Origin of the sequence: Arthrobacter mangrovi (assembly GCF_026011795.1) — a bacterium.
GTDB lineage: Bacteria > Actinomycetota > Actinomycetes > Actinomycetales > Micrococcaceae > Crystallibacter > Crystallibacter mangrovi.
The window spans coordinates 291,813-304,500 of the sequence record NZ_BRVS01000004.1; the positions used below are offsets into that span (position 1 = coordinate 291,813).

Annotated in this window: 7 protein-coding genes; 6 read left to right on the forward strand and 1 reads right to left on the reverse strand. The window is 62.6% G+C overall.

Going from position 1 to position 12,688, the window contains the following annotated elements; all coding sequences use genetic code 11:
• Positions 1-75: 75 nt before the first annotated feature.
• From AHIS1636_RS05415 to AHIS1636_RS05440, 6 genes are all read left to right on the forward strand, one after another.
• Positions 76-600: an NUDIX hydrolase gene (locus AHIS1636_RS05415; RefSeq protein ID WP_264794790.1), complete on the forward strand. Its 525-nt coding sequence runs from the start codon at positions 76-78 to the stop codon at positions 598-600.
• A 103-nt stretch (positions 601-703) separates the two neighbouring features.
• The gene (gene murJ, locus AHIS1636_RS05420) at positions 704-2,377 is read left to right on the forward strand and encodes a murein biosynthesis integral membrane protein MurJ (RefSeq protein WP_264794791.1); all 1,674 of its coding nucleotides are present in this window, start codon (positions 704-706) and stop codon (positions 2,375-2,377) included.
• Positions 2,378-2,472: 95 nt separating this feature from the next.
• Positions 2,473-4,113, forward strand: a complete 1,641-nt coding sequence (locus tag AHIS1636_RS05425) for an ABC transporter substrate-binding protein (protein WP_264794792.1) — start codon at positions 2,473-2,475, stop codon at positions 4,111-4,113.
• Between the two features lie 136 nt (positions 4,114-4,249).
• Entirely contained in the window at positions 4,250-5,233 is a 984-nt protein-coding gene (gene trxB, locus AHIS1636_RS05430) for a thioredoxin-disulfide reductase (RefSeq protein WP_264794793.1), read from the forward strand.
• 27 nt (positions 5,234-5,260) lie between these two features.
• Positions 5,261-5,587 carry a thioredoxin gene (trxA, locus tag AHIS1636_RS05435; protein WP_264794794.1) on the forward strand — a complete coding sequence of 109 codons (327 nt, stop codon included), beginning with the start codon at positions 5,261-5,263 and terminating at the stop codon, positions 5,585-5,587.
• Between the two features lie 7 nt (positions 5,588-5,594).
• Entirely contained in the window at positions 5,595-6,782 is a 1,188-nt protein-coding gene (locus AHIS1636_RS05440; RefSeq protein WP_264794795.1) for an N-acetylmuramoyl-L-alanine amidase, read from the forward strand.
• Between the two features lie 4,558 nt (positions 6,783-11,340).
• Here the strand turns inward: AHIS1636_RS05440 and AHIS1636_RS05445 are convergent.
• A complete protein-coding gene (locus AHIS1636_RS05445; RefSeq protein ID WP_264794796.1) occupies positions 11,341-12,657 on the reverse strand; it encodes a ParB/RepB/Spo0J family partition protein in 1,317 nt (438 codons plus the stop codon).
• Positions 12,658-12,688: the final 31 nt, after the last annotated feature.

Genomic DNA, 12,688 nt, shown 5'->3' on the forward strand with positions numbered 1-12,688 from the left:
TCCCTCGCGCTGAAGAATTCCGGCGGCCCGCAGTGTCATCATCCGCGGCTACCAAAAATCGTTAGAGTGGACTGCATGGCATATCCGGTCCCAAGCGCACCAAAGCGCACTCCGCTAACAGCGGCAGTGGGCAGTGCCGCGCCCGGACACCATGCCCTGCCCACCGTGGAGGAAGTTTCCGCTGGCGGCGTCGTCGTGGACACAGCCACGGAGGAGCTCCGCGTCGCCATCATCGCGCGGTTCAACCGCGGCGGCCGGCTTGAGTGGTGCCTGCCGAAGGGCCACCCCGAGAACGCGGAGACCAATGAGGAAGCGGCAGTCCGCGAGATCGAAGAGGAAACCGGGATCCAAGGCAAGGTCCTGGCCACCCTCGGCAGCATCGACTACTGGTTCACGGTGAGCGGCCACCGCGTCCACAAGACCGTTCACCATTTCCTGCTGCGCGCGACCGGCGGCCAGCTGACCATCGAGAACGACCCGGACCACGAGGCCGTCGATGTCGCGTGGGTTCCGCTGGCCGAACTGGGCCGGAAGCTCTCCTTTCCGAATGAGCGCCGCATCGTCGATCTGGCCCGCGAAGTCCTGCCCGAGTACCTCTAAACTGCGGGCTGATCTGCCGCCGGCGGGCCCACAGCCCCGGGACACGATCAGCTGGGTGTTGTCTGGACGGCCGCGGCGGCCCTAAATGAGACGATAGACAACGATGCCTGCTTCCCGTCCCCATAGCACAGCCCGCGCCAGCGCCATTATGGCCGCCGGCACCATGGTCTCCCGCGTGCTCGGCTTCGTCCGCACGTCGCTGCTCGCCGTCGCCATCGGCGCGAACACGACCATGGGCGACATCTTCGAAAAAGCCAACACCATTCCGAACATCATCTACCTGCTGCTCGCAGGCGGCGTCTTTAATGTGGTGCTGGTGCCGCAGATCATTAAGGCCAGCAACAATAACGACGGCGGTGCGGACTATGTCTCGCGCCTGCTGTCCCTCACGGTGCTGGTTTTGGGAGGCATCGCCCTCGCGGCGACGGCGCTGGCCGGGCCCATCATTTCGACGCTGACCAAGGGCTGGACCCAGCCGATGCTGGAACTGGGCACGATCTTCGCACTCTGGTGCCTGCCGCAGATCTTCTTCTACGGCCTGTATGCCGTCCTCGGCCAGGTGCTCAACGCCCACGGACGCTTCGGCTGGTACATGTGGGCCCCGGTGGTCAACAACGTCGTCGCCATCTCTGTCCTGGTGCTGTACATCTTCCTCTTCGGCACGTATACCCCAGAGGGTGACCATCCGGAGGCCTGGACGTCGCCGCAGACCCTGGTGCTGGCAGGCGGGACCACTCTCGGGATCGTGCTGCAAAGCCTGGTCCTGCTGTGGCCGCTGAGCCGGCTGGGCCTTGGCCTGAAGCTGAAGTTCGGCTGGCGCGGAATCGGGCTGCGGCAGGCAGGCAAAGTTGCCGGCTGGACGCTGGGCACCATGATCATCGGCAACTCCGCCTACCTCCTCTACGGCACCATCGCTTCCGCGGCCACCGCCGGCCGGCAGGAACTGGCCAACGGCGGAGCCGGCGTTGCCGGTGAATACGCGCTGAACACCGGCACCCTGATCGCGATGCTGCCGCACTCCGTCTTCGTGCTCTCGCTGGCCACTGTCCTGTTCAACCAGCTCTCGCGCTCCCAGGCGACGGGCGACCTGGATGCGGTACGCGGGACCATCAACTCCGGCCTGCGCACCATCGGAGTGGCCACCATGTTCGGCGCCGCGGTACTAGTGGTCCTGGCCGGCCCGCTGGCCAGGCTCTTTGCCGGTTCCGGTCCGACGGCGGAGGCCTCGGCGGGCGCAATGGGCCAGATCGTTGCGGTACTGGGCGCCGCCATGCCCTTCATGAGCATCTACTTCTTCCTCAGCCGCGTCTTCTACGCCGAGGAAGACGCGAAGACGCCGCTGATCATGCAGTCGATCCTCTCCGGCAGCTGCGCCGTCATCGCGATCGTCCTGGGCCGGCTGCTGCCCTCCACCCAGATTGTCTTCGCGCTGGCCGTCCTGTTCGCGGTCTTCCACCTGTTCTCCGCCGCCCTCGCGCACTTCTTCGCCGTCCGCCGCCTCGGGGACTACGGCACCGCCGGCGTCGCTGAAAGCTATATCCGCCTTGGCTACGCGGCACTCGGGGCTGCCGCCGCCGGCGCGGCCGCCCTGTGGCTGCTCGGCGGATACCAGTCCGGCGGCTTCGCCATGGGGAGCATCGTCAGCGCCGTCATCAGCCTCGCCATCTGCGGCACGGTCATGGCCGCCGCCTACCTGCTGCTGCTCAAGCTGCTGCGTGTCTCCGAGCTGGACGAGTTCCTGGCCCCGATTCTCGCGCGGCTGCCGGGACGCGCCTGAATGCGCCCCGTCCCCCGAGTACCACCCGGTAGCATGGAAACAAAGTACCTACTCATCGGCGCCAGCCTGCCGACTACCCGCCTGGAGGAACACCCGTGCCACTACCAGTAGATGTGGGGACCTTGCTTGGAGGCCGCTACAAGGTTACCGGCCAAGTTCTCGCATCCGCCGAACAGGACCTGGTGCTCAACGGCATCGACCAGGTGCTGAACCGGCCGGTAAGCATCCTGGTGGCCGCCCCGGAGAACGCCAGCCAGGCGGCCATGAGCGCGCGGGAAATCGCCACGGGTGAGCGGGCCGGCAACGTCCAGGTGCTGGATCTTGGCATCACGGACGGCTACACGTACCTCATCACCAACCAGGCCGAGGCAGCTGACCTGCTGGATCTCGTCATCCAGCAGGACGCCCCCTACGTCGAACCCTTCTTCACCGAGACCCTCGGTTCGGAAATCTTCGGCCACGCCCGTACCTACGAGCCGGAGACCTACGAGGATGAGGACTACTACGACGAAGAGGAAGAGGACGAGCCCCGCACCAGCCTGCGGGAGCGCCTGAACCGGCTGGAGCTGCCCAAGCTGGGCCGGGGCAACACTGACGACGGCGGCGGCAAGCCGTTGTTCGGACGTCGCCCGGGTGCCGGCGCGGCTGCCGGAGCCGGCGTTGCCGGAGCTGCTGCGGCGGCGGCCTCCGCTGCAGGACAGGGCCGGGCGGACACCGGGCAGTTCGACCGTGTGGAGACCGGTTGGCAGGACCATGCGGAGACCGGACGCCATGAACCCGTTGCCTCGTCACGGCAGACCGTCGCGCCGCCGCCTCCTGCTTCCCCTCCGCACATCCCTGCGGATGCCGACGCCCCTGCAACGGCGCCCGTCGGCCGGCAGACCACCGAGCGTCCCAAAGTCAGTCTCTGGCAGGACCAGGAAGACCATGCCCCCGCTGCCGGGCCTGCCCTCCCCGCTGCACGCCGCGGCGGGGATGATCACGGCCGCGCCGCCTCCGCGTTCCCCGCGGGTTCCGGCGGCGGTCCGACGCAGCCGGATGACTATGACTACGATTACGACGACGACGAGCGCAACCGCCCGCGGACCTCGCGTCTGCTGGTCGGCGGGCTCCTCGCCGTGCTCCTCATCGTCGCCGTCGTCATCGCCGTGAATCAGCTCAACCTGTTCCGCGGCGGCCCTGTAGCCGGGGACACCCAGGAGACGAACAACTCCGCTCCGGCGACCGAAGCCCAGGGCGGCAAGGAGACCAGTGCCCCCGCGGAGGAAGCCGTCGAACCGGAAATTGCCGGACTGACCCGCCTCGTCCCGGACATGCCGGCACTGGATGCCGAAAACGACGGCCGCCTGCCCCAGGCCATCGACGGGAACCCGGCAACCTACTGGACGAGCTTCCAATACCAGTCGGATGACTTCGGCCGCTACGCATCGAACCTCGCGCTGGTCGTCGAACTGAAGGAATCCTCAAGCATCAGCTCCATCGAGCTGACCCAGCTCAGCGGCAGCGGCGGAAAGTTCTCCGTGATGCTCAATGACACGGCATCCCTTGAGGGCGCCACACCAGTTGCCCAAGGCAGTTTCACGGCCCAGAACACCACCATTCCGGTGCCTGAATCGGACGGCGCGGCTCCCAAGGCCCAGTACGTCATCATCGATTTCACCCAGTTGCCCCGCTTGGCCAACCCGCAGGGCGGGCCGCCCTTCGGCATCCGCATGGCGGAGATCGAAATCTCCTGACCCCGCAGGCAGCCGCTGCACCTGCATGATGGCGCGGAATAAGCTGGGCAGGCCGCTCGTTGTGAGGAGTGGCTGCCCGGGCCGCAATGCCAGGCCCCATCGCAACGTAAGCAGAACAGGAAGAGGTTCACACGCAGTGAGCACAGAAACCAACCAGTCCGTGCGCGACGTTATCATCGTCGGCTCCGGTCCGGCCGGCTACACGGCCGCCGTGTACACCGCACGAGCCAATCTGAAGCCGCTGCTGATCGCCAGCTCCGTTGAAGCCGGCGGCGAGCTCATGAACACCACCGACGTCGAGAACTTCCCGGGCTTCCCCGGCGGTGTGATGGGCCCCGACCTGATGGACCAGTTCCAGAAGCAGGCCGAGCGCTTCGGCACCGAGATCCTCTTCGAAGACGTAACGTCCGTGGACCTCCAGGGCCCGGTCAAGCGCGTCACGATCGGGACCGGCGAGACGTTCGAGGCCAAGGCCGTCATCATCTCCACCGGCTCTGCCTACCGCGAGCTGGGCCTCGAGGACGAGAAGCGCCTCTCCGGCCACGGCGTCAGCTGGTGCGCGACCTGCGACGGCTTCTTCTTCAAGGGCCAGGACATCGCCGTCATCGGCGGCGGGGACTCCGCGATGGAGGAAGCCCTGTTCCTGACCAAGTTCGCCAACTCGGTCACCGTCGTCCACCGCCGCGACTCGCTGCGCGCGTCCAAGATCATGCAGGACCGCGCCCTCGCCCACGAGAAGATCAACTTCCGCTGGAACTCCGAGGTCGTGGGCATCGACGGCACGGACAAGGTCACCGCGCTCCGCCTGCGAGACACCACTGACGGCACGGAAAGCACGCTCGCGGTCACCGGTGCCTTCGTCGCTATCGGAAACGACCCCCGTGTCGCCTTGGTCAAGGACCAGCTGGAGCTGACTCCTGAAGGCACCATCGCCGTCCAGGGCCGCTCGTCCAGGACCTCCATTCCCGGCGTTTTCGCCGCCGGTGACGTCATCGATCCGACCTACCGCCAGGCAATCACCGCCTCGGGCTCCGGCTGTGTGGCCGCGATCGACGTCGAACACTACCTTGCAGAGGTAAGCGACCTGCCCGAGCTGGTCACCGAGACTGCTGCGGTCTGACACTCAACCCCGGAAAGAGAGATAGCCATGAGCACTGCAAAAGACGTTACTGACGCCAGCTTTGACGCGGACGTCCTGAAGTCGGACAAGCCCGTCATCGTGGACTTCTGGGCTGAATGGTGCGGCCCCTGCCGCATGCTGACGCCGATCCTCGACGACATCGCGAAGGAGCACGCAGGCAAGGTCGAGGTCGTCAAGCTTAATGTAGACGACAACCCGGCCACCGCAGCCCAGTACGGCATCACCTCCATCCCGGCCGTCTACGTCTTCAAGGACGGCCAGGTCGCGGCAACCTCCATCGGCGCTAAGCCGAAGCAGGTCATCGAGCAGGAATTCGCTGAGTTCCTCGGCTAATTGGATGATGGAATCTGACGCTGCAGACCGCAGTCTGCGCCGTTCCGACAATAGCCCGCGCGTAGTAGCCCTCCGTGAGAGGCTGCTGCGCGCGGGCGTTTCCATGGCCCATCTGGCGCCGGATCAGGTTAACGACGCCGCCATCTTCGACGACCATGTCGACGCTGCCGTCCGGACTTTCCAGCAGGCGCGGGGCCTCATGGTGGACGGAGTCGCCGGCCCGGAGACTCTGCGGGCTCTCTCGGAGGCACAGTTCAACCTAGGCGACCGCCAGCTTGCCTGGTTCCCAGGCGCAGACGTGATCCGCGGAGACGACGTCGCCGAGCTGCAACGACAGCTGTCCTACCTGGGCTTCTACTACGGCCATATCGACGGCGAATTCGGCGAACGCTGCTACTTCGCCGTGCGTGAGCTCCAGATGAACCTTGGCCTGGAAGTAACGGGAGTCTGCGACGCGCCGCTGATCGGCGCCATGGCCCGCGTCAGCCGGACCATCAGCCCGAGCCAGGCCTTCTCCCTGCGGGACTACGAACACCTCCATCAGTCCTCGGCCGCACTGAAAGGCCGCGTCGTCTGCCTAGGAGTGGGGCAGGGGTCGGCGACGGCCGAACATGCCATCGACAGGGCAAGCGGCAGGGCATTGTCCCAATGGTCCGTGGCATCGGACATCACGCACCGCATCGAAAGCATCCTGTCGGCACTCGGCGCCGACGTGACCGTCATCGGGGACACGGCCGAGATGCCCCACGCAGAGCGCACGCGAAGAATCAAGGAATCTAACGCGAGCCTCAGCGTGACAATCAACTGTGACTGGTTGGATCAACCGGCGGCTAACGGCATATCAGCCTTCTATTGGGGCAGGCCGGAAACCGGAGAGATCCGTTCTCCCATCGGGCACCGTGCAGCCGAGCTGGTCCTCAAAGAGGTCCTGGCACGAACGTCCATGACCGACCTTGGTATCCACGGCAGAAGCTGGGATATCTTGCGCATGACGTCCGTGCCGTCCATTGAACTGGATCTTGGCTACCTCAGCAGCCCTGTCGACAGCGAGCGGCTCGCCGACCCAGTCTTCCGCCAGGTCCTGGCGGATGCCGTAGTCATTGCGATTCAGCGGCTCTACCTCTTGGAAGACGAGGATGAGCCGACCGGCACGCTCGCTCTCGACGACGTCCTACGCTTCAATCCCGGCCTCTGAGATCCTCCCTAGGGTAGTTGCGACTCACTCTGATGCACGCGCAGTCAGCTTCCGACATCGCCCCGAAGAAGTGACCATCCCGTAGGGGAAACTGCAGGCCGCTTGGAGGCTGCGAGGGCTGCTGGATCGCTTGCAGTTGCTCTGTTCCACGTGAAACGCTGATCGTTCAGCTGCACATGGCTCCGTAGTATCAGAATGCGGATGGCCTCTCTGGCGAGTGGAAGGCATCTTCTGACGGGAAATCCGCGGAATTCCCTTTGGTCCTTACAGGCACGGTCGCCTTCATGGACGCACTCGGTACGGCCCTTTGATACACCTACTTCCCGTTTACACATCGGGCTGTCTCGCAACTCCGCCTGCTTGGGTGCATCAGAGCCACGTCGTTGATCTGAGCAGAAACCGCTATCTAGCTGCTTTTTGCTTGATCTACCCTTTATCAGTCCCGCTACACAAGCAGGGGTTTACTGGTCGAACGCAAAGTAGCGCCACAGCGGGACGCAACCAAACAATGGTCCGCCTTCTGGAACGCGAACATATACGAGCGTGGGCAGCTTAAGATCAAGATCATGATCGCGACAGACAATGGGTCAGCCAGTTCATAGGACGCTTGAGCCCGGGAGACGCACTAGCGATGTCATCCCGCTATCGGCTTATCCGCCCAGACGTGTCAACTCCGAATCCCTGCCATATAGGCGCAAAAGTCCCGAAAGGAACAGCCCTGGAGGAGTCACGGTCAGCGCGAGAAGAGGAGCGGCCTGCGCGAATCAATGGCGCAGACCCACCGGGTTCGACAAAAACCTTTGGCTCTCGTCGATTCCGGCGTTTCACGTGGAACGCGCAAAATCACTCCACGTCCGCCCGTAGGATCGCATCAGGAACTAGCAAGCGAATGTCACCGACACCTTTTTGCTGTTTCTGCCGGGGGCTGCCCCTAGATAGGGCTTCCACAGACGCGTCTTAGCCTGTGGCGACGACGAAAGTCGCCCCATCAAACCCCTTCAGAGTACGTCCGGCGCGCCCGCGAAAAGCTACCGTGATTTGTCACTGCCGGCTACTCATCGAAGTGGCGAAAGGCCATCGCACTGATAACGGCGCGTGACCCGAAGGAGAGGGGTCTACTGGACCAGATATCGGTCAGCGGTACACGTACAGCATGCCCGGGTTCTCGGAGCCTGTTCGGTCAGGCCATGAAAAACTCGGGCTCAGCGGACTGCGAACAAGCGATCCATAAGGGCAGCACGGTCCCGTGGTCCAGTTCCACGTGAAACCACCGCGCCAGAGAAGCCGGCATAGGCGGAAGGCATCGTAGGCGTGAGCGGACTGCCGGCGATCAGCTCGACCCAATTCCGTCAGCAGTGACCGGTCGGAAGCGACGCCGCAACTTTAGCTGCCCGAGCTAGGTCAGTGAAGCATCCGCCAGGGTACATGCTCGGCTTGCTAAGAGGACCGTAGTGCCGTCGTGCGTTCCAGTGGGCTTCGAACGTGCATATCACAGACGATTGCGTACGTGCGAGTGATTTCCCTGCGCCTATTCACCATCGGATCGAAAATCGGTCTGCCACTGCGTGTATCTATCGGGCGAAGAAGCAAAACATGAGTATCGTCCTTCACCCGCGCCAGGACGATCTATCGCCCGTCCGTTTCGGTGGAGCAGAAGCGGTCTGCACGAGGAAGACCTCGCACTGACTAGTCCCGGACCCATCCTTCTTGAACGCAAGGCGGCCCGTTCCACGTGCAACTTGGAGGCGCCCACGCTGGGACCATGAACGGGTGCGACCGGAACCCCTGCAACAGGTCACTTGGCGCGCGCCGTCCAGAGCATGCGTCGCACAGAGCTCAGGCCGCTTAAAGAGCGGATGGTCCGACGGTTGCCCGCCAGCCGGAGCTTTTGGACGCTCGTCCGTTGTGCACATCCACGGAGCTGTCGAACTCTGCACCCGCAGCGGGCCACTCCGCTCGCGGGCAGTCGTGCTGACTACGCGCCTCAAAGTTTTAGTGGCTGTTCCACGTGAAACTTTGCACCTGCATGGCATACAGCTACGGCACACAAGGCCACGACGAAGCCAGCGTCGTCATTTACATATTCGTAGCCCGATTCTCGCGGCGGAAGATCGTGAGTAGGCCGGCCCGACTGATCATGATCCATGCGCCCAGTTGTGCATAAAACGATGCACCTATTCGCCGGGAGCGCTCTGGCACCGTCCGAGTCCCGGTAGGGGCACGACGACGAGTGTTGTAGGAACATGGATGAGTCCTGACGCCATGGACCAACCACCACAGCTTAAGCGAGCACTCCCTAGAAGCCGAAGGTTCCTTGACTCTTGACACGGGATCGGCCCGACTTAGCCATGTCGATCGGACATTACTTCGGATGATTCGGTCGCCATGCCGTGCCGCCTAGTCCCATCGGGTCAAAGCTCTTCGACTGGCCAGTGCCGAGTGAAATGGCCATGGTCAGGTGAAGGCTCAGCAACTCTCCGGCTCAAGGAGTAGATCCTGCCGGTGACGGAGCTGCTAACCAAGCTCTGTGCCCTTGCGACCGCGACAACTCAGGGAGAGGGCGAAAGTGCTGTGTAACGAAACTAGGTGGCAATGCACCGGATATGCGATTTGCAGCATAGTCGGACTCGGAATGACCTGGGTGTGCGCACCGATCATGGCTGAGCAGACCCACTCCCGGATCCACCAACACTAAGAACCCTCTCCGGCGTGATGCGATGCTGAGCCTATCTGGCGTGGTCTGCCCATGATATCGACCAGTCTTTCTGAGTTCAGCTAGGTCGCACTCGATCAGCAGCCTGCCTACAAACCCAACCACCGGGGACGGCTAGTGGCCGAGATCGGATCGGCGGCGGTCGATGCTCACGTTTGTGCTCCACTTGAGCCTGGGATTGTTGGTGCGGATTCACGTGAAACGACGTGCAACTTTGTTCACTATCGCTGGCGGACGACAGCATCGCTGCTGAGAGGCCCGCGGCGACGGTGTTCCCGACTCGCAGGTTTGATAGCTGAGAAATACAATTGCTGTGACTACTCAGTGCCGAGCCCACGCCGTACATCAAGCTGCTGGCGACCCAGCGGGTAGGTCGAGAATGGGGTTGCATTCGACTTCGAAGCCTGAGGCGTCGGCAAGCATCTACCAGAACTACACCTGGGGCGGCTAGCATCTGCAGTAAAGGAGTTCGGGACGCGGGTCCGTCCCGAACACTACACCTAAGCCCTGCCAGAGACGATTACACCCCCGCACCACTTCGGGCACTGACCACCGCATGAATGCAGTGCAGGTTTCCAGCCTGACCTAGCAGAGTCATGAATAGCAGACAGCCGTAGTAGTTACATGCCAGGCGCACCTGCTTCTCGTCGCCCTTCCGCTCCGTGACGCAACTACACAGGGCCTCGGCGGCGTCGTTTCACGTGGAACCAGCTGGTAAGCCCGCAATGAGCGTCCAATGAACCAACGTCGAGGTCTGCGAGTGCCACTGGACATGGGCCAAGCTGCTGGGTTCGCGTCTGCTACGCAGGTGAGCCAGTTGAAAAAGCCTGGCTGATCGAAACTTGACCAAATCGGCCACAGCTCGGACGTCGACATCCATCAGACCTGGCAAGGGCACAGCACCGGAATAACCCACTCGCACGCAACCGGAAAAATCAGTATCGTCGAGACACCTAGGCGACCGATATGCTCCCACAGGCGTTTCACGTGGAACGGTGACAAGACCCAACGCGGTCTTACGTCCAGGTGACACTCGACCTCGACTACTGAAGAGTTGAGCCGGAGCCATGGCCCCGAAACTCCTGGCGCCTCACCTAGCTACGGATAGACGATATGAAGATCCAGCTGCGTGAAGTCAGCTCTTTGACTCCCGCAGCGCAATAGGAGCCGTTCCCCAGATGATCCGCTCCTGGAGGCCGTCTATATAGCTGGGCCAATAGGGAGTGGCGTCAGGATCGGCACACGCCGTGGGCTAATGAATAGCGACGACGCTTCGCTCTTCTCCATTTGGAGCCATCAATCTGACCTGCACCCGCGGACAGTGGGGAGTTTCAGTAAAACCGTCCCCACTAAATTGACGAGGCAATTGACCCTTCCGGGGGAACTGAGACGTCATCGTTTTACGTGAAACACCATCACTCTTCGAAGGGAGGATAGACATGCATTGGAAAGCGCGGCACTGAATTCGATCAACGCAACGACGGCGTGATCATGTAGTACTTCGGGAGCTTCAGTTGCTCCTAACGCTGGCTTCACGTGGACGCGGGCGTGCGTCGCCTCGATCACCCATGGTCCGAAAGGTCTGTACCGCAGCGGCCCTAGGCATGGGTTGGCCGTCGTGGGGGTGGGAACCCCTCGCTCCAAGACCAGTGATTCGGCCGGCCCGGGCTTGGATGAAGAATTATCCCGAGTTGGTTCCACGTGAAACAGCAACGACCGTTTTCGCAGACCGATCAGCTGCCCTCGCGTGTCCAGGACATCGGCCATGTTCGGTAGGCAAGTCGTGCTACGCAGAAGGAGGGTGGCTCCGCCTGCGCGGAGCCACCCTCCTTCTGCTGATACGACCTAGTTCTCCGAAGGACTCAGCACACCCATAATGCGATTGAGGTCGTCAACACTAGCGAACTCGATGCTGACGCGTCCCTTTTTGGCACCCAATGTGATCTTCACGTTAGTATCCAGTCGATCCGATAAGGATGTTGCCAGGAAATCAAGTCTCTCATGGCGGGCACCCAAGCGAGGCTTCGTGTCGCGCTTCGGGCGGCGGAGACTGTCGCTGAGGGCAACAATTTCCTCGGTTGCCCTCACGGATAGTCCCTCGGCCACAATCTTCTGCGCAAGCTTCTCCATTTCGGCAGGATCCGCCAAGCCAAGCAGCGCACGCGCATGCCCTGCCGAGAGCACACCCGCTGCTACTCGACGTTGCACCAACGGCGGCAGCTTCATCAGACGGATTGTGTTAGAGACTTGAGGCCGTGAACGACCGATACGATCGGCCAGCTCGTCGTGTGTGCACCCGAAATCATCGAGCAATTGCTGATAAGCAGCTGCTTCTTCAAGCGGATTGAGTTGGCTTCGGTGGAGGTTCTCGAGTAGGGCATCACGTAGCAGGTCATCATCCGAGGTAGAACGGATGATTGCAGGCACTGCTTCGAGTCCCGCCTGCTGGGCTGCACGCCAACGGCGCTCACCCATGACCAGTTCATACTCCTGATCACTTTGTTCAGACGAAGGCCGAACAACGATGGGCTGAAGGATACCGATCTCCCGCACCGAATGAACGAGCTCGGCCATGTCCTCTTCATCGAAGACCGACCTGGGCTGTTTGCGGTTGGGGTGAATAGAACCCACAGGGACTTCGGCGAACTTTGCACCCGGGACTTCCACGAGAGTTTCACGTGAATCCTCCGAACCGACGTTCGACTGAGCGCCGGCGCCGCTGGGTGCAGCGTTCTCCACTTTCCCACTGAACTGGCCAGGAACCACCGTGCTGGGCGAGGCGGGTTGGAGATTGGTCTCCGCCTCAAGCGCGTCCGCATTCGCGTCTTCTACCGACTCCTGTGCCGTCTCGCTCTTGCCGACCTTCGCGGCCTTGGCCCCGCCCGCAGTGCCGCTCTTGCGGCCTCCCGCGGCGGTTCGGCGGGGCCCGCGCAGTACTTCTGCGACCTGAGCGGCTGATGAAGAGGGACGTCCCGCTGCACGGTCAGTCTCTCCCGTTCCCTCGAGATAGGGACGAGTGCCAGCTGAGGGGAAGAAGACGTCGACAGGCCGCCCCTTCGGAGCGTTCGAACCACCCTCCGTGGTTGAGTCTTCCGTGGCCGTTGCAGCATTCGGAATCAAAGCGCCTAGGCCCCTGCCCAAACCGCGGCGTTTCTCACTCATCAAGGATCCTTCCTGAATGCATGCCTACATG

Coding starts and splice junctions, on each gene's coding strand:
- AHIS1636_RS05415 (WP_264794790.1), top strand. CDS start 76: ATGGCATATCCGGTCCCAAGCGCACCAAAGCGCACTCCGCTAACAGCG.
- murJ (WP_264794791.1), top strand. CDS start 704: ATGCCTGCTTCCCGTCCCCATAGCACAGCCCGCGCCAGCGCCATTATG.
- trxA (WP_264794794.1), top strand. CDS start 5,261: ATGAGCACTGCAAAAGACGTTACTGACGCCAGCTTTGACGCGGACGTC.
- AHIS1636_RS05440 (WP_264794795.1), top strand. CDS start 5,595: ATGGAATCTGACGCTGCAGACCGCAGTCTGCGCCGTTCCGACAATAGC.
- AHIS1636_RS05445 (WP_264794796.1), bottom strand. CDS start 12,657: ATGAGTGAGAAACGCCGCGGTTTGGGCAGGGGCCTAGGCGCTTTGATT.